At 60.2% G+C, this 19,548-nt stretch carries 19 protein-coding genes and 1 pseudogene; 7 read left to right on the top strand and 13 right to left on the bottom strand.

Annotated elements, in window-relative coordinates:
* Nucleotides 1–275: 275 nt before the first annotated feature.
* Nucleotides 276–995, bottom strand: coding sequence for a transposase (locus tag ADIAG_RS05315; RefSeq protein ID WP_235045834.1), 720 nt, complete (start codon nucleotides 993–995; stop codon nucleotides 276–278).
* Entirely contained in the window at nucleotides 907–1,431 is a 525-nt protein-coding gene (locus ADIAG_RS22040) for a helix-turn-helix domain-containing protein (protein ID WP_007270291.1), read from the bottom strand. The genes ADIAG_RS05315 and ADIAG_RS22040 overlap by 89 nt, the downstream gene beginning before the upstream one ends.
* A 275-nt stretch (nucleotides 1,432–1,706) precedes the next feature.
* Here ADIAG_RS22040 and ADIAG_RS05310 point away from each other — a divergent pair, with 275 nt between their 5' ends.
* The 3 genes from ADIAG_RS05310 to ADIAG_RS05300 all read left to right on the top strand — a co-directional run bounded on the left by ADIAG_RS05310 (nucleotide 1,707) and on the right by ADIAG_RS05300 (nucleotide 6,131).
* Nucleotides 1,707–3,143 (top strand): IS1380 family transposase, encoded by a 1,437-nt coding sequence (locus tag ADIAG_RS05310; RefSeq protein ID WP_007270290.1) that lies wholly within the window; start codon nucleotides 1,707–1,709, stop codon nucleotides 3,141–3,143.
* Nucleotides 3,144–3,623: 480 nt separating this feature from the next.
* Entirely contained in the window at nucleotides 3,624–4,610 is a 987-nt protein-coding gene (locus ADIAG_RS05305) for an IS110 family transposase (RefSeq protein ID WP_007270289.1), read from the top strand.
* 423 nt (nucleotides 4,611–5,033) lie between these two features.
* Nucleotides 5,034–6,131 carry an acyltransferase family protein gene (locus ADIAG_RS05300; RefSeq protein ID WP_007270288.1) on the top strand — a complete coding sequence of 366 codons (1,098 nt, stop codon included), beginning with the start codon at nucleotides 5,034–5,036 and terminating at the stop codon, nucleotides 6,129–6,131.
* A 182-nt stretch (nucleotides 6,132–6,313) separates the two neighbouring features.
* On the opposite strand, the pseudogene ADIAG_RS22035 reads toward ADIAG_RS05300, so the two are convergent.
* Nucleotides 6,314–7,351, bottom strand: a pseudogene (locus tag ADIAG_RS22035) (IS4 family transposase); the annotation flags it as partial.
* Here ADIAG_RS22035 and ADIAG_RS22635 point away from each other — a divergent pair.
* From ADIAG_RS22635 to ADIAG_RS22625, 3 genes are read left to right on the top strand one after another with little or no spacing between them, the layout of a single operon-like run.
* Nucleotides 7,350–7,772 (top strand): IS3 family transposase, encoded by a 423-nt coding sequence (locus tag ADIAG_RS22635; RefSeq protein ID WP_083873942.1) that lies wholly within the window; start codon nucleotides 7,350–7,352, stop codon nucleotides 7,770–7,772. The pseudogene ADIAG_RS22035 and the gene ADIAG_RS22635 sit on opposite strands and share 2 nt — an antisense overlap.
* Nucleotides 7,654–7,992, top strand: coding sequence for a DDE-type integrase/transposase/recombinase (locus ADIAG_RS22630; protein WP_407636050.1), 339 nt, complete (start codon nucleotides 7,654–7,656; stop codon nucleotides 7,990–7,992). The genes ADIAG_RS22635 and ADIAG_RS22630 overlap by 119 nt, the downstream gene beginning before the upstream one ends.
* A 12-nt stretch (nucleotides 7,993–8,004) precedes the next feature.
* On the top strand, nucleotides 8,005–8,160 hold the full coding sequence (locus tag ADIAG_RS22625) for an IS3 family transposase (RefSeq protein ID WP_161623936.1): 156 nt from the start codon (nucleotides 8,005–8,007) through the stop codon (nucleotides 8,158–8,160).
* Nucleotides 8,161–8,299: 139 nt separating this feature from the next.
* On the opposite strand, the gene istB is transcribed toward ADIAG_RS22625, so the two are convergent.
* The 3 genes from istB to ADIAG_RS05275 all read right to left on the bottom strand — a co-directional run bounded on the left by istB (nucleotide 8,300) and on the right by ADIAG_RS05275 (nucleotide 11,965).
* Nucleotides 8,300–9,118, bottom strand: coding sequence for an IS21-like element helper ATPase IstB (gene istB, locus ADIAG_RS05285; protein WP_007270284.1), 819 nt, complete (start codon nucleotides 9,116–9,118; stop codon nucleotides 8,300–8,302).
* Nucleotides 9,115–10,386: a Mu transposase domain-containing protein gene (locus ADIAG_RS05280; RefSeq protein WP_200859362.1), complete on the bottom strand. Its 1,272-nt coding sequence runs from the start codon at nucleotides 10,384–10,386 to the stop codon at nucleotides 9,115–9,117. Before ADIAG_RS05280 ends, istB begins: the two co-directional genes overlap by 4 nt.
* A 217-nt stretch (nucleotides 10,387–10,603) precedes the next feature.
* Nucleotides 10,604–11,965: a stealth conserved region 3 domain-containing protein gene (locus ADIAG_RS05275; protein ID WP_007270282.1), complete on the bottom strand. Its 1,362-nt coding sequence runs from the start codon at nucleotides 11,963–11,965 to the stop codon at nucleotides 10,604–10,606.
* A 130-nt stretch (nucleotides 11,966–12,095) separates the two neighbouring features.
* On the opposite strand from ADIAG_RS05275, the gene ADIAG_RS19965 reads away from it, so the two are divergent.
* Nucleotides 12,096–13,304: a CDP-glycerol glycerophosphotransferase family protein gene (locus ADIAG_RS19965; protein WP_007270281.1), complete on the top strand. Its 1,209-nt coding sequence runs from the start codon at nucleotides 12,096–12,098 to the stop codon at nucleotides 13,302–13,304.
* Nucleotides 13,305–13,319: 15 nt separating this feature from the next.
* Here ADIAG_RS19965 and ADIAG_RS05265 read toward each other — a convergent pair whose 3' ends face one another.
* The 7 genes from ADIAG_RS05265 to ADIAG_RS05235 form a co-directional block, all read right to left on the bottom strand.
* On the bottom strand, nucleotides 13,320–13,781 hold the full coding sequence (locus ADIAG_RS05265) for an adenylyltransferase/cytidyltransferase family protein (RefSeq protein ID WP_007270280.1): 462 nt from the start codon (nucleotides 13,779–13,781) through the stop codon (nucleotides 13,320–13,322).
* Between the two features lie 53 nt (nucleotides 13,782–13,834).
* A complete protein-coding gene (locus ADIAG_RS05260; RefSeq protein WP_007270279.1) occupies nucleotides 13,835–14,728 on the bottom strand; it encodes a glycosyltransferase family 2 protein in 894 nt (297 codons plus the stop codon).
* 4 nt (nucleotides 14,729–14,732) lie between these two features.
* The gene (locus ADIAG_RS05255; protein ID WP_007270278.1) at nucleotides 14,733–15,557 is read right to left on the bottom strand and encodes a CDP-alcohol phosphatidyltransferase family protein; all 825 of its coding nucleotides are present in this window, start codon (nucleotides 15,555–15,557) and stop codon (nucleotides 14,733–14,735) included.
* Entirely contained in the window at nucleotides 15,557–16,600 is a 1,044-nt protein-coding gene (locus ADIAG_RS05250) for a glycosyltransferase family 2 protein (protein WP_007270277.1), read from the bottom strand. The genes ADIAG_RS05255 and ADIAG_RS05250 overlap by 1 nt, the downstream gene beginning before the upstream one ends.
* Nucleotides 16,597–17,460, bottom strand: a complete 864-nt coding sequence (locus ADIAG_RS05245; RefSeq protein WP_007270276.1) for an ABC transporter ATP-binding protein — start codon at nucleotides 17,458–17,460, stop codon at nucleotides 16,597–16,599. Before ADIAG_RS05245 ends, ADIAG_RS05250 begins: the two co-directional genes overlap by 4 nt.
* On the bottom strand, nucleotides 17,444–18,316 hold the full coding sequence (locus ADIAG_RS05240; RefSeq protein ID WP_007270275.1) for an ABC transporter permease: 873 nt from the start codon (nucleotides 18,314–18,316) through the stop codon (nucleotides 17,444–17,446). The genes ADIAG_RS05245 and ADIAG_RS05240 overlap by 17 nt, the downstream gene beginning before the upstream one ends.
* Before the next feature lie 103 nt (nucleotides 18,317–18,419).
* The gene (locus tag ADIAG_RS05235) at nucleotides 18,420–19,481 is read right to left on the bottom strand and encodes an LCP family protein (protein WP_007270274.1); all 1,062 of its coding nucleotides are present in this window, start codon (nucleotides 19,479–19,481) and stop codon (nucleotides 18,420–18,422) included.
* Nucleotides 19,482–19,548 lie beyond the last annotated feature (67 nt).

The raw sequence follows: 19,548 nt of genomic DNA, 5'->3' as shown, positions 1-19,548 counted from the left end.
CCGACCGGCGAGACGACGTCCGGCAAGCGCATAGGAATGAGTCTATCTATCCCGACAGTAGGGATAGAGCGTTGAGGCGCGCCGGCTTAGGATGACCCAACCCGATTGACGGCGTATGGGCACTAACCGTAGCGGTACCGGCTCGCGCTCCGCGCTACTGTTCACGGGCAAGAAATGCTTCGCAGTCAATTGAAGACGGCCGTTATGGCTAAACCGAGCCAACGCGCCAGCACCCGCCTCACTGTAACCTTAACCGGCATGAACCTAGTACCCCGTCAGGCAACCTTTGCCCGCTTGATGAGTGAGGCGCTGCGGATGACCTTGCGCAGCTTGGGATCGGTGGTGTGGTGGTTGCGCCAGAGGATGAACCGGCGGATCATGCTTCCCTGCTCCTGGTGGCTGGGATGGTCGGTGCCGTTCAGGGCGAAGTAGCGCAGGGCGGTGAACTGGGGCTCGATCCGGTTCAGCCACGAGCTGTAGAAGGGTGTGTAGGCGAGCTCGACGTTGTTTGCCGCGGCCCAGTCCCCGACCCGGGTGTCGACCTTGGTGGAGCGGTGCGGTCCGTAGTTGTCCATGACGATGGCGATCCGCTGGGTCATCGGGTGCAGGGAACGCACGTAGCGGACGAAGGTGAGGAACTCGCCCCTGCGCTTGTGGGCCTTGACGTGCCCGTAGAGCTTGTCGGTGGACAGGTCGTAGGCGGCCATCAGGTGCCGCACCCCGTGCGGGCGCTTGTAGGTCGCACGCCGTCGGCGCCGGCGCGGGGCATCCTGGTCCCCGGGCCCGGTGGCGGCCGGGGCCCACTGGTGCCCGGGGTGGGGCTGGAGGTTCAACGGCCCGAATTCATCGACGCAGATGACGACCTCCGGATCCCCCTCCCCGGGAACCGCCTTGCCGTCGGCGATGTCATAGAGTTCCTGGACGCGCCTGGCCTTGGCCTCGTAGTTTGGGTCGTTGCTGGACTTCCAGGTTTTGATGGACTGGAAAGGAGACACCTTGTTCGCGCAAGAGCATGCGCAGTCCCTCATGGGAAATGTCCTCCACCACCCCCTGGTCCACCAGGAAATCTGCCAGTTTCGACAGGGACCAGGTGGAGAAAGGCAGGCCGTGGTCGGCGGGGCGGTCCAGGGCGATCTTCTTGATCTTCTCGCGTTGCCCGGGGTCGAATTTCGGGGGACGCCCGCCGGCGTAGTGGGGGTGAAGCGAGTCGAAGCCGTCGGTGTTGAAGTTGTGCAGCACGTCGCGGACCCGGTCCAGGCTGGTGAAGGCGACCTCCGCGATCGCCGCCACGTCCATGCCCCGGGCCGAGAGCAGCACCATCTGTGCCCGACGCCAGGTGACCACCGGGCCGGACCCGCCGCGGCGCACGATCTGCAGCAACTGCGTTTCCTCGTCGTTGTCGATTTCTCGGACCATCACGCGGTGTGTCATCGAAGCCTCCTGGGACGGGCGGAATCCCGCACTACCAGCGTGCGCCGAATGCATCACGCGCGCAACGGGAACCGGATCGGCCGGTCACCCCGGAGGAGCAAACTTTGCCAGCCGCGGTACTAGCCACTCAAGCAAGCAAAGTTCAGGCTCATCTAGCCCGGCCTTTTCATGAAGCGGGGCGTCATTAAGTGCCTTTAACGTCGAAAAGGTGAGCTGATCTGGGAAAATAGAGGTACCACACCTTTTTATCCACCAGAACAGGGCTCACCTTTTCGATGCTTAACGATACCCGTGTTTTCCCGTCCCTCCCGGCAGCCCCGACCGGCCAGTCGCTGGTTTCCCACGCCGGCCTGAACGTGCTCACCTCCTTCCTGGACGCGACCGGCTTCGGCGCCCTGTGCGAAGAGCAACTGGCCGGGTTCGTTCCCGAGACGGCCACCCACCGCCCGGGACGGGTCCTCGGCTCCCTGGCGGTGATGCTCGCCGACGGCGGCGAACACGTCTCGGACCTCGACACCCTGCGCGACAGCCCGGACCTGTTCGGCCCCGTCGCCTCCAACGCGACGGTCTCCCGCTTCGTGGAACGAGCCACCGAGGAGCCCGAGGCCTTCACCTTGGGCTTCGCCGCGGTCGCCAAGGCCCTGCGCTCCAGGATCTGGGAGGCCGCCGGCCCACGGAACCCCGCCACCCTGGCCACCAGGCTGGACCCGCTGATCATCGACCTTGACGCCACCCTCGTGGACGCGCATTCCGAGAAGGAATTGGCCACCGGCCATTACAAGCGCGGTTTCGGGCATTCCCCGTTCGTTGCCAGCCTCGACTACGGCAGGGGAAACGGCACCGGAGAGGTCCTGGCCGCGGAACTGCGGGCCGGCAACCAGGGTGCCAACAGCGCCAAGGACCACATCCGTGTGCTCGACAAGGCCCTGGCCCAGCTGCCCGACTCGATGCGCGACGAGCACGGGAAACTGCATGCCGACAGGATCCTGGTGCGCACCGACAGCGCCGGGGCGTCTCGCGAGTTCCTGAACCACCTGCACTCCCTGGGACTGCAGTTCTCCACCTCCTACACCCTGCCGGTTCCCAACGAGCGCTTCGTCCACTGGATCAATGACAAGGACCTCTGGGAGCGGGTCATTGAGCAGGACGGGTACGAACGCCGCGACGCGTGGGTCATCGATGCAACGAAGGTCATCAAGCTGCATGGCTACCCGGCAGGAACCCGTCTGTATCTCCGGGCCGAACCCTTGCATCCCGGGGCCCAGGCCTCCATCTTCGACGTCGACGGGCACCGGGTGACCGCGTTCCTGACCAACGCCCCGCGCTGGAACGTCGCGTTCCTTGATGCCGGGCACCGCGCCCGGGGACGGTGCGAAAACCGCATCAAGACGCTCAAGAACAGTGGCATGGGGAAGCTGCCCTTTTTCCGGGCTTCGGCGAACCAGCTCTGGACGGACCTCGCGATGCTCGCGATGAACCTCGTCGCGTGGATGCCACTGGCGATCCTGCCCGCCGGCCACGACGCCGGTACCTGGGACATGAAGCGGTGGCGCTACCGGTTGTTTTCGATTGCCGGAAAAATCATCAGCAGCGCCCGGCAGAAAAGGCTGCTGATCCCCGAGTCCGCCCCCGAATCACCACTCTTCTTCACCCTCGTCGAGGGAACCGCCCGGCTGCGCGAACGCTGGCGCAACGGACACCTCGCGGCATAGGACCCCCTGCCGCGACCCCTTCGAAACGACAGAAGCAAGCCCTTTCGGAAGATGGAACCCGACGCCCCCGGCCGGCGGCCCGTCGGCGTTCCATGAAAAATCAGGGCTAGCAGTTGGGGCCCGATCAGGCACGTTTTTCTCCGCCGGGGCCAACATTGCAATCTACGAGGCAACCGGATCTGTGAGTCTTGAACTGGCTGGTCTGGGATCAGCTGGCAGAGTAGGAGCCAGCCGTCCATTCCGTGGTCGTGGCTCAAACCGGATCTGACCCGCAAGGTGTCTTTGTCTTGACTTGTCCGACCATGGGGTGGCCGGCCGGCGCCTGCCCGGCCCACCTCGGTAACTTGATCAGAAGGCTGCCCGCCGCCAGTGGCGGCGTGGCTCATCACAGTATTGTTCCGAAGTGACTTCTCCCCGGACCGGTGCCGGCCGTAAACGGTCGCCGCCCCCTGTCCGCTAAGAGAAGAGTTTGGAACCGCAATGTCCATTGTCTCGCCAACCTACGGGTTTGTCGTGGGGGTTGACACTCACGCGAAAAATCATGTCTATGCCATCATCAATGCCGCCACCGGCGAACACCTCGATACCCGCGATTTCCCCACTACCGTTGCCGGGATCAACCGTGCAATCACCTGGGCAGGCAAGCGCACCGGCGGAGACGCCGAAACACTCTGGGTCATCGAAGGCACGGCTTCCTACGGCGCAGTCCTGGCCGGCACCGTCTCCACTGCGCGATACCGGGTCACCGAAGCACCCAGGATGAGTGCCAAGGCCCGCCACGGGGTCGGCAAGTCCGATCCGCTGGACGCCCGCCGTATCGCCACCGCCGCCTTGCCACTGCCTGCCGATCAACTGCGCATACCCCGGTTGAACGAGGGAGTCCGCGCCGCTCTGCGGGTGCTGCTGACCGCCCGCGATTCAATGACCGGAGAAAAGATCATCGCGGTCTCTAAGTGGCGTGAACGCGATGAGGCCTTGGCCGAGGCCACGGCCCGGGCCGAAGCGATCCGGTTGGCCAAACGCATCATCGACCTCGACGACCAGTTGAAAGCCAACGTTACCCGGATCACCGAGCTGGTCTCTGTCAGTGAGGCCGCAGCGTTGTTGGAGGAAACAGGATTCGGGCCGGTCACCGCAGCGGTCTGCCTGACCACGTGGTCCCACCACGGCAGGGTGCGCTCGGAAGCCGCCTACGCGTCCCTGGCCGGGGTGAAACCCATCCCAGCTTCCTCGGGCAATACCGTAAGGCACCGGCTGAACCGTGGAGGGGACCGGCAATTGAACAAGGCCCTGCACATTGTTGCGATGGTCCGTATGACCCATGATGAGGAAACGAGAAAATACACCGACAAACGCACACAGGAAGGACGCACCACCAAAGAGATCCGCAGGTGCATCAACCGGTACCTCTCCAGAAAGGTCTACCGAATCCTGAACGCCGGGACTACAGCCACGAGTCCCACTTGACAGATATAGAAGGGTCATGGTTTCCGTGCTGATCGCCGATCATGCTGGCAGCAAAAGCATCGCCGGAAAGGTCGCCGCGCAATCCACACTAACCGAGAACAGTGAGTACCCCCGGGCACCGCCGACGACCGCGCCGTCAGCAAGACAACCGATGCCAAAGAGCGGCGGCCGAGAATTTTTTGTCCGCGAATCACCGTCAACCCCTGTAACACGAGCATCGCCAATCAACACGACGGGCGACATCAGCCGTGAACCAGGAACTCAGTGCCCTCTAAGCCAGAAGGGCTTGACAAGCGACGCACAAATACGGAACTTGAGGGCCATATGGCATGCCGATAGAGTATCAATGACAACCCGTTTCTCACCTGTGGACAACTCTGCCGCAAAACGAAATGAAGCCACTCGCGGCAAGGAGCCACAAATATGCAAGCACTAATCGAAAAGCCAGCAAGAGTTAGATTCCGACTTCTCGACGGCTTGCGATTCTTCGCCGCATTCGCAGTCATCGCATACCACTACATCGCTTACTCGCACACCCGGTGGGGTGTTCCACCCATAGAGCTATTTCCACATCTGGCACCTGTCGCCGCGTATGGCGCGCTTGGGGTGCACCTCTTCTTTATTATTAGCGGATTCGTCATACTCATGTCCGCACAAAGCCGCACAGTGGGCGAATTCGTCGCATCCCGTATATCGCGATTGTTCCCCGCATACTGGTTTGCGGTGCTGGCCGCGGTATTCCTGTACTTGGTCATCGCCCCTGGGATGTTCACGCCGATTTCAGGCGGGGACATCCTGGCGAATCTGACCATGGCCCAGCAAGGCCTCGGCGTGAAAAACATTGACGGCGTGTATTGGACACTTTGGGTTGAGTTATTGTTCTACATTCTGATCTGCGGCTTAATCTGCATCAAACCCACGGAACGCAAGATCATGGGGTTCGCCATCCTGTGGCCGATTATTGCAGTGATCGGCCAGCAATCCGAGAGCGGTTTTCTGACGCTGCTTTTGTCGCCTAAGTATGCGGCCTTGTTCGCTGGGGGTATGGGCCTCTACTTAATCCACGCGCATGGGCACAACACGGCACGCTGGCTTGTTGTCATCTTCAATGCGCTCGTCGCGTGCCAGCAGGCGACCGGCTACGTGTCAGGCATCATGTCACGAGCTACAGGTCAGCAATTGTCCCAGACTGTTGGCATCGCGATCATCCTTGGGTTCTTTGCGTTGGTGGCGTTGGCGACAGTGACGCCGCTCAAGGGAATGGGCCCTGGCTGGCTCACTTACGCAGGCGCACTCACTTACCCCATTTACTTGGTTCACGAAGCTTGGGGCTGGTGGATCATCCAGTCGGTTTACCCTGTCGCTGGTAAGTGGTCGGCTCTTTTGCTAGCTGTTCTGGTCAGTGTCGCGCTTGCTGCAGCCATTGAGCGGTTAGTGGAGCGACCACTCCGCCCGATATTGACTCGGGTTCTTAAAAATAACCTGTCGGACTCTTCTAAAGAACGATTTCTTGTCTCCTAAATCTCACCGAAACCTGTCAACCCTAGCCCCAATACGATTTACTTAAACTTTTTGGGAACGCGCTTGAGTGACCAGTTGGACATCTTGCGTTTCACGACGCGTGGATTGCTGCGTTGCCTGCGAGGCGGCAGAAGGCCGGGCAAAATTTCCGGCAGAAAACGACGAAGGCTGCGGCATGCTTTTTAGGGGAAAAAAGCCGGGCGCGCAGCCAGTGTTCGCCGTGCGGCCCGGAGGGCCCGCGCGAAGGAAATGCGCAGGGGGTCCTCGCGAGGTCGCGGGCGACTTCGCCGCTGAGGGACCGCAGGGCGTAATGCACGCAGAGATAGCCGTAGATTTCCTGCAGGACCCCGTCGGGGGTTTTGGAGCGCAATACCAGGGAAGGACCACGCTGGTGGGTCTTGAGCTCACCAAAACACAACTCGATTTCCCAGCATTGGGCATAGGCCTCGGCGAGGTCCTGGGCCGGCGCATCGGCCGGGTCCCAGATGGTGGTGATCAACAGGAAATCCCCAATCTCCCCCCTGACCGTGGTGACGGTGTATTCGTTCACGCGCACCCGGGATCGGCTCCGTGTTGTGGCGCCGATGCTTCGTGCCCTCATAGACGGCCGAAAGGAACGACCCGCCGGCGAATTCCTCGTGCACGGGCAGCACCGCATTGCCTTTCATCCGCCACAACTGCTGGGCCCCGGTTTCGATGCTTAGCTTGAACGCTCCATAGCTGAAGAAGCCCCGGTCCGCGATCGCCAGCATGCCCGGCCGGAGCCAGTGCAGGAGCCCCGGGTACATGGTCTGCTCGGCGGTGTCGCACCCGGAGACCGCCCCGATCACCGCGTGGGTTCCGCATTCGACCAAGCCCAGGACGCGGGCGTGCGAGCAGGCGCTCTTGGCCTCGGCGATGCTTCCGGGGCGCCCCTAGGTGCGTTCGTTGTCCGCGGTGTCGGGGATGTCCGGAACGGTCCCGTCGATGCTCACCAACCGCCATTGCCGGTAAAAACCGGGCCCGCCCGCGGCAGCCACCGGCTTGGCGCCGGTATCGAACAGGTCGATCATCACCGTCGACCCCAGGCGGGTGCGGGCCTTGGAGATCGAGGCCTTCGTCGGCATCGTCCATTCCCTGAACCGGCCGGTGATCCATTCCATCCCGGCCAGCAGCGAGCGCATGACCTCCTCGTAGGAACCGGAGGAGAACATCGCCAACGCCATCACGCAGTAGACCATGGTCGAGCCCATCTGCAAGCAACTGACGATCGACCCTTCCACCTTCTACGCAGCCAAGGCCCGCGCCGATTTCAAGTGGGCGCCCAGCGACGCCGTAACGACGGCGAAGATCAAAGGGGTGCACCAGGACGGCTACGGTGTCTATGGGGCCGGGAAGGTCCATGCAACCCTGAATCGCGCCGACCACAAGTTGGCGCGGTGCACAGTGGAGCGACTGATGCGCCGTACCGGTGCACGGTGTGCGGCGGGCCAAGGGGCCCCTCACGACCGTGCTACGGCCCCTGCCGGAGCGGCCGACAGATCTGGTCCGCAGGCATTTCGCCGCGCCGGCACCGCACTGCCTGTGGGTCACGGATGTCACGTATATCACAACTTTTTTCGGCTTGGTCTACGCAGCGTTCGTGCTCGATGTGTTCTCTAGCCGCGTGGTCGGCTGGCAGCCGTACGCGACCATGCACACCGCCCTGGCGCTGGACGCGTTGGAGATGGGATTATGTACCCGGCGGCGTGATCGAAAAGATGTTTCACGGCTCGTGCACCACTCGGACAGAGGAGTGCGCCGTCCGCCATACCGAGCGTCTCGCCTAGCCGAGGAGGTCGCCTCCGTCGGGGCCAAGGGAGATGCTTGGACAACGCGGTGATGGATAGCTTCTTTGGGCACCTCCAGGAAGAGATTCTCCACCAAGACGAACACCAGCTTCGAGGAGTTCATCGCAGAGCGGGGCGACTACATCCACTGGTACAACGTTGACCGCATCTCATTTCCGCTCCGGTGCCTGAGCCCGATGAAATATCGTCCCGAGTACTGACTGCGTAGACTCATATTTACCGGGTCCAACTTTCGGGGCGCAGTTCACAATTGCAGGGTTACGGGCCCTGCTCATACTGGTGATTGCGCTCAGGGAAATTCCCCAGTTCTGCTCACCGGTTTTCCCCAGCCCGCGTGAGCTAAGTTAGCAGGTTTGCCGGGGTGCCGGTAGTGGCCTTGCGGAGTTGCTCGGCCGCGTCGTAGTGGTTGCGCAGCCGGTAGGATTCCCCGTCAAGGTTCAGCACCACGGAACGGTGCAGCAGCCTGTCGAGCATGGCTGCGGCGACGGTGGTGTCGCCCAGGATCTCTCCCCACGATCCCACCGGCCTGTTTGTCGTGATCACGATGCTGGTTTTCAGGTACCGCTGGTTGATGACCTGGAACAGTGCCGAGGCCGCCTCGCCGGGCAGCGCGAGGTAGCCCAGCTCGTCGATGACCAGAAGCGTTGGTCCCGAGTAGTAGCGCATCGTGGATGACCAGCGCCCTTCGAGGGCGGCCTTGTGGCAACGTGCAGCCAGCTCGGCCGCGGAGGTGAAATAGACCCGGTATCCGGCCTCTACCGCCGCACGCCCCAGGCCGGCGGCAAGGTGCGTCTTGCCGACACCGGGCGGACCGATGAGCAGGACGTTGGTGGCCGTGTCGATCCACCGGCAGGTCCCCAATTCGTTGAGCAGGGACCGGTCTATGCCCTTGGCATAGTCCAGGTTGAAGTTTTCCAGCCTCGACTCCGTGGGAAGGTTGGCGAAGCGCAGGCGCCCTGCCAGTTTCCGGGCCGCGGCCTGGTCGACCTCCACGGACATGATCCGCGCGAGGGTTTCGGTGGTGGACCATCCGGCCGTGTCGGCCTCGTCCAGCAGGCCCGGCAGGGCCTCGGCCGCCGCGGTGAGCTTGAGCTCTGCCAGGTGCGACCGCAGCTGCTGGTAGATGCTGGCGTTGCTGGGCGTGGTTTCGGTGTTCATGCCAGGTGGGTCCTTTCCAGGGCGGCGCGTTCATAGACGGCCAAGGGATTCGCCGCGGGTGCCGGCACGGTTTCGGGTGTTCCGCGCAGGATCGCGGCGGCGGCCAGGGCCTCGGTTCCCGGCGGGATCCGTTCCTTGCGCCCGTGCGGCTTGAGGGTGTTCGCCCCGGCCATCGCCGCCTGGTTCAACGCGACCACGTGCCCGCTCTCGCGCAGGGTCGCGCCCAACCCGTTGGCGGCACGCTGGTGCCGGGCCATGACGGTGCCGTCCACCGCGGCGATGTCCAGGTGGCTGGTGCCCAGACGGTGGATGACGCTGACCTTCGCGGCGGCCAGTTCAGGCGGCACCGAGTAGTGGTTCCCGCGCCAGGCGACCAGGGCCTGGCGCGTGGCAATGCGTTCCTCGGTGAGGATCACCGGGTACGGGGCCGCCAGCGGGCCCAGGTTCTCGTTGGCGGCCATGGCCTGACAGGTGGTTTTCCCTTCCGGGGTGCGCCGTTCCCGGGAATCCTGGCCGGTGGCGAAGCGGGCGACGGAGGCCTGGGCCTGTTCGAAGGTCGTCTCATCGGGCACGGTCCGCCACCAGCGTTGGGCAGCGGTGTGGTTGTTCTTTTCCACCACGCCCTTGCGGTGCCCGGAGCGCGGCGGGCAAACGGCGACCTGCGCCCCGTAGTGCTTGGCAAAGGCAGCAAACTCCGTATTCACGTCCCCGCTGGAGTTGTCATAGACCGTGGCCATCCGGTCAAAGCGCCAGCCCCTGCTCACCCCGCCGAGCATTCCCAACACCGCGATCATCGCCTCGAACAGGTGCGGTTGGCCCATGGAGGGTGCCAGCACGGCCCGCCATTTGCCCGAATGCGGCAGGGAACCGACCAACAGCATTCCCTTCCTGGCTCCCCACCCGGCGGGCGGGTTCGGCAGCTCCAGCCAATCCCATTGGGTTTCCTCACCAGGCGGGTGCTCGATGATCGCGTTGGGCCGTTGCAGGACAGTCTTGCAGGCCTGGCAAACCGGGCGCAGGTTCCGGGCACGGATGTTGCGGGTCAAGGACTGGTACGAAAGCCCGAACCCCAGCCCGAGCAGCTCGTCCATCAGGGTTTGTGCCCAGAGGTGCGGGTCCTCGACCAGCCGGGCCTTTACGTATTCCTCGAACGCATCGAACGGGTCGGCGGCCCGTTGCCGCTGCCCGACCACCCGTTCCCCGGTGAGGTACGCACGAATGGTCTTGCGGTCACGCCCCGTGCGCCGGGCGATCTCACTGATGGTCATTCCGTTTCTTTTCAACGCGTGGATGTCCACGTCTTCCCTCCGTGTCAACATGGAAGAGCGGGCCTTTCTCGAGAACTGGTGTGTGGTCAGAGACCATCAGTTTCGGGGAAGGCCCGCCCTCATGGGCGAATCAACACGGGGTGGGGAATTTCGATGAGCAACAGTGGGGAATTTCGATGAGCGCGATCACTGGGACACCAGACTAAAAGTCCAAAAGCTAGTTATCTCGCTCGAATGACGATTGCCAGGGATACATTTTCTCGAGAAAGTGCACGGCCATCTTCATCTGGCGACCGAGGTCCGAAATCGGTCCGGAAACCTGGTTCAGGCACATCATCTGCTGGCGGTCAGACCAGAAGGTCTTCGCCAGTTCGACTTGGGCCTGAGCGGAGCCCAAGTCTATGTACTTATAAGTCGCGCAACCCGGCACGGCCTTTCCCAGCAGTGCACCGTAGTGGTGCGCGAGCGACGAGGGAACTGAGAGATCCGTGTGACTTCTGAAACGCGCCGACGCCGTCATGGCGACAGCATCGGAGTTCTCAGCTTCAATTTGTTCCAGAACGCTTTTTCGTAGGGCGTGGGCGACGTGCTTGAACTTGAGGGTGGCAATCGCGCCGAAGCGTCTCCTGAGCAGGTCCGCATTGTTTTGGGCGGCGACGTTAACGGGCAAGCCATTGATGGCGTCGGTTAGGAACAGGCGGTCGGAAACCTGGTAGCGCGCCAGACCTGCAGCGGTGAAAAAGGTCTCAGGTCGTAGTTCACGACCGAAGAAGACGTCGTCATTGACGTACACGAAGTGTTCCGCGAGTGAGGGGATGTGGTGGATTTGCGACTCAATCGCATGTGAATTGAAGGTCGGGAGGTCGGACACCGCACTGAAAATGTCCTCGTGTGAAACCAACGTCATTTTGGGATGGTCCACGTTCAGCCAGGTCGGTACCTGTCCCGCTGTCACCAGATAGATGTGGTTGACCCACGGAAGGAACGACTCGACGGAACGCAGGGAGTACTTCAGCTCATCGTTAGAAGTGTAACGAGCTTCATCAGAAGCCGTCGGTAGGGCCTCTTCGTCTTGTTCGCGGACAGCTCGGTTTCTGTTCTTGCGCCATTCGCTGTCTGCGGCATCAACCCACGTGTAGACCAGATCGACGGGCCCCGGAAAGTCGAGAGCATTGGGTTCCAGTGGTTCGGATTTCGATCCGACCTCCAAGATCCTAATTCCTACGGCCTCGGCCAGATCTCGACGACGTCCGGCGAGGTCCCGCGATACAATTACCCAGCCTCTGAGGACGTTCGCGGAGATCGCCGATCTGTTCAATGCGTGGACGGTCGCATCCGAGTGATGAAATAAGTTGCGGAGTTGCGCCGATTCGGAGGGCGTGGAATAGATCACACCGGATTCGTTGATTGCCGCCCATTCCAACCCTGAACACAGGTTCCGGAACTTGGCTATCTCTTGGTCTCGCAATTGTCCGATCGTGGCAGCAGACCGCCGGGGTAGCCGATCAGATAAATCCATGATTTTGCGCCAGCCAATATCCGGTAAGATCCTCGCTAGGCTGCCCCGTAGTCCTGCCATTAACTTACACTCCTATGATTCATGTATTCATTCATGGCCTAGCGCCTTTGCGTCCCACCCCCATGACAGTCTAGTGAATGCTGCCACCCGCCGGGCCCAGATCCTGCCGGCGCACAGCTAGGCTTGGAGAATGAAGGATTTATCGGTTGTCTCTCGAAAAGTGCGGAAAGTCCGAAACCGCGCCGCATCCATCTTATGGGAACCCCGACTAAGGAAGTCCCTCGAAGCCACGCACTCGCCACATCGCGTCAATCCAGAGCTGGCCGCCTTTTTTGCCGATTCGGCCGACCTCCAGTACCAAATGACGCAGTGGATTACCCCGTTTGAACGGCTCAGCGGCGCCGGACATGTCGTGGCCTTTGTGATCATGGACCCGTTAGTTGCGCGAGAGCTTCGAAAAAAAACGTGGCTTCCAATTTTGCTAACCAGGTCCATGGCGGAAATTGAAAAATTTGTGGCCGACAAAAACATCCGAGGTGTCTTTTACGTAAACAACTCGCAATCGAACTTCACAGCCCTTCGAATGAAGTCGCCCGTGCACGTACACCTCAACCATGGGGAAAGCGAGAAGAGCTCTATGGTCTCGAATCAGTTGAAGGCCTACGACTATGCCTTCATTGCCGGAGATGCGGCCGAGGGTCGGATTGCGGCCGAGATCAAGCGGTTTGACCGCTCACATCTGGTTCACATCGGCAGGCCCCAACTCGACGTCCCGCTGGTTACGGAACCGAAAGCGTCGAATCATCAACGCATCACGGTTCTCTATGCACCGACGTGGGAAGGCGACAGCAAGGACATGGCTTATAGCTCCCTCACGACCGTGGGCGTTCGCTTGGTGCAGGAACTACTCGCTGACGATCGATTCACATTATTGTTCAGACCGCATCCCAAGTCGGGAAGCTGGTCCCGAGAGGCAAAAGGCGCGCTTAGAACCATTGTCGGCCTCGTGAAGGAGGCCGCAAGGGACGACCCCGGTTCAAGGCATGGAATTGATGATTCAGAAGACCCGGTCCGGACTATCCTCGGAAGTGACATAGTCATTGCGGATGTCTCGGCCATGACCATGGATGCCATCGGCCTTGATAAAAACCTCATTCTCCTGAGCCCAGAGAACAAACCAGGCGAAAGGGTTGGACGTGGTTCTGAATCCCGGCTCTACACCGAAATACCCACCGTCTTTGCCGATTTCAAGGGCAGGTTCCCCGACTTAGTTGCAGCACGTGTAGCCTCGGGCATCCCCGCCAGCCAGGCGGACTATCGCATCGCAATCTTCGGAGATCCTGGACTGGGATCCGGAACCTCGCGATTCATAGATGCAGTCAAGAAGATCATGCGATGAGGGCCACACCCCCTGTTAGCTCAGCTCTTTGACGATTTGGCTCAAGCTATCGAGGGTGTCCTTCAGCTTGGCGACATGGCGTTCGTCAAAGGCGCTGAGAACCCGCTTCAGTTCCGTGGTTGAAATGCCAGAGGTCCGCGGAAGGTACACGACCTCGACCTTGTCGCCCAGGTCGTCGAACTTGCCCTTCCAGTCCTCTCCGATGCCAAAGACATCGACACCGTACTTGGCAATGTCCAGACGCTTCTGGTCCCAGTTGTCCTCCGGGATGGCCTCATCAACGTATTGGATGGCTTGGACGATCTCGAGACGCTGCTCGAAGGGAACGATGGGCTTCTTGCCCTTGATTGCATTGAATTCGTCCGTCGACACGCCGACGATCAAACGGTCGCCTTTTTCCTTCAGGCGCCGCAGGATGTTCAGGTGCCCGACGTGGAAGAGATCAAAGGTGCCGTAGGTGAGAACTGTTTTTGCCATGTTCAACTCCAACTGATGCTTTTGGCGCCAAACCGGCGCAGAAATTTATCGATCTAGATGATTGGCGGTCGACCAGCCAGCATCATCCGTAGGTGGGTGGACCACTTTAGTTTAGGCCGTGGTGTTGAATACCATGGGCTTTCCCGCCATCCCGCGAGCCACCCGCCAAAATACTGTCTCACCGCGCCGGGTTCCTTGCGCAGCCTAGCGCTTTCGAGTAGTGCCCAGCTGGAGACGTAGATCCAGCTAAAGGGCCAGCGCAGATTGCGTTTGGCAAGCCACACGCGGTTGCGCGCATTGAGGCGGTAGAACTCTTCGTGCCGGCGTTGATCGACCACCGGATGGCCGATCCGCAGATCACCTGCGTACCAGACGTGGTGCCCAGTGTCCCAGACCCGCCAGGCGAGCTCGATGCCCTCGTGCGCGTACCAGAATCCGCCGGCCCACCCACCAGTTTCGTCAAAAATCTTCCGGGGCATCAACAGGCAGGTTTCGCCTACATGAAAGACGCGGCTAGATTCGCCGGCGGTGCGCTTGTTCAGCCGCGGGATCCACCGGGTCGGGTCATCGTCGCGTGCCGGGTCGGTGATCCGCGGCTGCAAAAGTCCCATTTTGGGATGGCTTTCGAACCGGGAGATGGCTTCCTCCAGGAAATCGTTATCCAGGAACCATGAATCGTCGTCGAGAAAGCACAGGTACTCCCCCGTGACCTGCGGGACGCCCGCATTGCGGCCAGCAGGGATGCCCAGGTTGTGCTCCAGATAGTGGCCACGCACGCCTGCGGGCAATCCGACGGGATCCCAGCCGTTGCCCACCACCACGACATCCAGTTCCACTTCTTGCTGGTTAAGCAGGCTTTGCAGGGCACGGTTGAGCTCGGGGGGTCTGTTGCCCATGGTGAGGACCACGACGCCGATGGTGGGAAGGTGTGGATTTCTCTGGGTCATGGGGTCAGCGCAATCGCGATGAGGCCATGGACGCCACAAAGTGGCCGATGTTGACCAGTACGACAGCCGGCATCAAGATCCAGATCAGCCACTTTTCCGCCACCCCGGGGACGCCGATGATGGCTGAGACGATGGACAGGGCCAGGATCACCAGACTCAACTCGACCGCGTGGAGCATCTTGTGGAAGGGCAGGAACCGGGCGGCGGAACGCAGCCTGCCAACCAATGACGTCTGCGAAACCGCCCTGGCCTCGGCGGTGTCGGGGAGCTTTCCCAGTCCGGCCATGCCACGAGCGGCGTGGACCATAAGGCTTTGGGAACGGTTCAGTACCAAGAGCACGGACAGTACCGCGGCAAGGAACAGCGTAGGCCAAGCTTGGGACGCGTCTGCGCCCTGGGTCTGCAGTTCCCGGAACACGCGGTAGCCCAAGGCAATGGGGAGCAATGCTTCGGTGGTGTGGTGCCCCACCATGTCGATGAAGATACCGCGCGGCGACTGCGTCCCTCGCCATCTGGCGACTTCACCGTCACTGCAATCAAAGTAGAGCTGAACCTGGGAGAGGACGACCGCCAGCAGCGGCCCCCAGATCCCGGGGAGCAACAGTGCCACGGACATGAGCCAGCCGGCCAGGATCATTAGTCCAGTGACTCCGTTGGCGCTGATGCGGGTGCGCACCAACACGGAAGTCAGGTAGATGGAGATATGTCGCAGGTATAGCTCCGCGGTCCAGTGCTCGGCATTCCGGCGTGCTTTGACCTCTGGGGGCTGGCACACGGCCCTGAGTTGGTCGAGCGTGGGGTTCTTGGGTCGTGAAGATTCTTGGGCCATTACCGAACACGCCCCTTGTCCAGCGTTCCTCGAGCGCCGCGCGTGCGGCCCTTGACGAAGCCCACGGCCCAAGGGAAATGGATGGTGGGGAAGACACCGAGCATCAACAGCTTTTCCTTCAGCGTGGTGCGCTTTCCCGAGAGGGTTGCATAGACCACGAGGCCCGCATATGTCACGGGAGCCAGCTTGAGTGCCTTCAGGGCAATACGGACCAGGGTGGACGACTCGGAAGTCAGCCACGGATCAATCACCCAAGAAACGAGACCGAGCGAGGTTCCTACGACCATCAAGGGCGGCAGATCGTGCCGGATGGACTTGCCGTCGGGGTACCTCCGGGACAGTTCGCCCCGCCACACCCCGGAGGCATAGGACTGTTCGGCCAATGCCCGATATTTGTCCCGAGGGAAATAGCCGGTTTTGAGTTCCGGGTCGAACCAAACTTTGTGACCCGCCTGGCGGATGCGTAAGCAAAGTTCCCAATCTTGAGCACGATGCAGCGACTCGTCGTAATAGCCAACCTCGTCAAAAATCTCTCGGCGAAAAATTCCGAGGTAGGCGGACTCTGCCGGCCCCTCGGGCGCGCCGCTGTGATATGCCGCCCCGCCCAAGCCCCAGGGAGAATGGTACGCAGTTGCAACGGCACGCTGAAGGGGATTCTTTCCACGCGCGTCCATGAGTCCGCCGACATCATGTGCGTCGACCCGAAACAGTGTGTCAATGCCACGAGCGGTGTAACTTGGCGCAAGTTCGCTGTGGGCATCCACCCGAATAACTATCGGGTATTGCGAGACCTTGATAGCAAGGTTCAGGCCGATGGGGGTGCGTCCCTGTGGGTTGTGCACGAGCTTCACACGCGGATCTTCGCGTGCAAGCTCAGCAGCAACAACATCCGTGGAGTCGCTACTGGGTCCCAGTGCGAGAACGATTTCCTTGTCTCCGGCGTAGTCTTGGCCTAGAACACTTAAGACAGCGGCCCTTAGGTAGTCGGCCTCGTTCAGCACGGGCATGACATAGGAAACGCCCAAGGTCTGCGCATCAATCACTTTTTCTTGCCTTTATAGGCATCGACGACCGTCTTGGCGTCGCCATCCATCGTCAAGACTCCCTTTTCAATCCAGATCACTCTGTTGCAGGTGTCCAGTATCGAGTTCATGGAGTGCGATACCAGGAAGATTGTGCCTGCATTCTCTCGAATTTCACGGATCTTGGCCTCACTGCGCTTGCGGAAGCGGGCATCACCAACGGCAAGGGCCTCATCTACGATGAGAATGTCGTGCTGCTTCGAAGCCGCAATCGCAAACTTCAGGCGTGCAGACATGCCGGAGCTATAAGTACGCATGGGCAAGTCAATGAACTCCTCGAGTTCCGCGAACTTAGTGATGTCTTCGCGCATGTCATTGATTTCTTGGCGGTTGTAACCAAGCGCCAACCCACCCAACATGATGTTCTTGTCACCGGAGAGATCAGGGATCAATGCGGCGCCAACACCAAGCATGTTCGGGCGCGAGGAAGCATAGACCGATCCGGACGCCGGGGACGTAAGCCCAGTGATTGTTCGCATCAGCGTTGATTTGCCCGACCCGTTGGAGCCGATGATCCCGATGGATTCGTTTTCATAGGCAACGAAGGAAACACCTTTGACTGCATGCACCTCCCGGATACCCCGAGCCGATGCCTGTAGCAGTCGTCTGGCTCCAGCCGACCCTGCGGCCTTACCACTCGCATACACCTGGTACTTAACGTGCAAGTCATCGACGATGACCACCGGCGTGCGGGTTTCATCGACAGTGAGGGTTGAGGCTTCGGGTTCGGCACTCTGTTCCACCTCGAATACCGGTTCAGCTTCGAATTTCCCGTGTAGTCGCGGGTTGATCAGATCATCGAAGCTAGTCAACTCGACCATAACGCTCCTCCGCAGCCCAGAAGTAAATGGTGCCGCCAACGAGTGCGACAACTCCCCAGACAGCCAAAACTATCCAGTAGAAGGATGGGTACTCCACTCCGTTCATGATCGATCCTCTGGCGATCTGCAAAGTCTGATAAATCGGATGGAAGTCAAACATGCGCACGAGGCCGGGAAATGCGTTCAAAACTCGGTCAACTCCGAAGAGCACACCGGATGTGAAGAAGAGCATCCGCACAATCAACGGGAGGATCTGTGTGAAATCCCGAATGTGCACAGTCAACCTGGCGCAGATCAGCGCCATACCGGTGTTGAACATCGTGAAGAGGACCAGCAAGGGAAAGAGCATGAGCCAGCTCCACCGCGGATACGTACCCAAGATCGTGCAATACAGGTACATGACCACAAGCATGGGCACCAGGGTAAGGAATTGCTGGATTACCGCAGAAATTACCAGCGTGATGCGTGGGAAAGCCAGCGATTGCACCAACGCGGCGTTCCCTGTAATTGCCTTCGCACCGGAAGATACGGATCCCGAAAAGAATTCAAACAGAAATACACCGATCACAACAAAGACAGGAAAGTCAGCACCCCGACTCCCGCCCATGAGGATTCCGAAAATGAACCCGTACATCACAGCGTTCATTGTTGGCTTGATGACTACCCACAACATGCCGAGGCGATTGCGCTGGTTCGAAGACTGCAGCCTGCTTTTGGCGAGTTCGTACGCGAAGTCGCGCCTTCCCCATGCCTGCTTCAGATAGCTCACTAAGCTTGGACGAGCACCGACCCTATTCAGGCCGTACTGTGCCGCATAATCAGCAGCTGTCATAGTTTTCGTTACCTCGTTGATCACGGTTTCCTCGCCTGCTGTCGCCGACGAACCTATTGAAGTCTAGTAGATGCAGGTGCTGAATAAGGGGTGGGAGCCATCCATCGGTCGATGTGTGATTTATGCATCATTCTTGATCTTGGAGATTGACCCTGTCCAAGTACTGCTTAAACGTGTTTGTTCGCAGCGCCTCGCCAATTTCGACAAGTGCTTGTTCGTCGGGTAATTCGATCGACTGTCCGTCAGGCGATGTTCCGGAACCTGCAGTTGGCAAAGTGAACATTTCGATGTCGGAGGATCGTAGGTTCTTCAGTTGCAATCCCAGCCCGGCTGCTGTGGCCGCATCAAAGCCGTTGTCGAGAGAAAGAAACGGTGAGACCGTGTCAATCACCTCAAATATTGTCGCTGGGTTGGTCAGCGTGTCCTTGGAGAGAAGTTCGTCCATGACTGCACTAATGAACTTCTGCTGGTTACGCACCCTTTGGTAGTCGCCGTCCACGAACGGCTTTCGTTCACGAACGAACCGTAATGCTTGGTTTCCTTTGAGTTCGATGTCGCCAACTGGGTAGTGATACTTCTTGTTATCCGTCGAGTAAAATTCGATGTCGTTGTGCACGGTAACCCCACCCAGCGCTGTAGTGAGTTCCTTGAAGCCATCGAAATCAATCATGGCCACGTGATCAATCTTGGTATCAAGCATGCCTTCGACTGTTTGAACCACAAGCGGTACACCGCCTAGGGCCATGGTGGCATTGATCTTTTGGCTGCCGTAGCCCGGGATGTCCGTATACAAGTCCCGCACGATCGACATGACGTAGACGCCCTTGCGGTCCTCTGGAATGTGCATCAGCATCATGGAGTCGGATCGTTGGTCGGTCCCCCCGCCTTCCAACAAGTCCGAAGTCTCGGTCCCGTCGGCACCGTGGTCAACGCCGAGCAGCAAGAAGTTCAACGATCCGTCATCGGGGCTCTTGATCGGCCTCGAATCCTCATCAGGGAACGCCTCGCCGATCACTTGAGTTTTGGTGTTGAATGTTTGGGCCAGACTGCCTAGGTAGGTACTGGCAACAACCGCTGCCACGACTACCACAGCAATCGCACTCAGAAGCACAACGAGGCCGGTACGTTTCTTGCCTCGGGCCAGCCGACGCGGTGTGTAGCCGCCGTCTAATTCTTTATTCTCAATCACTCAACGTCTCCATACGACCAGAACGAGAAGTCATGGACGACTTAAGGGAATATTTCAGTCGACAACT

The organism is Paeniglutamicibacter gangotriensis Lz1y, from assembly GCF_000348945.1.
Lineage (GTDB): Bacteria > Actinomycetota > Actinomycetes > Actinomycetales > Micrococcaceae > Paeniglutamicibacter > Paeniglutamicibacter gangotriensis.
The sequence above is the reverse complement of the archived record's forward strand: the minus strand, read 5'-3'. Positions and strand labels throughout refer to the sequence as shown.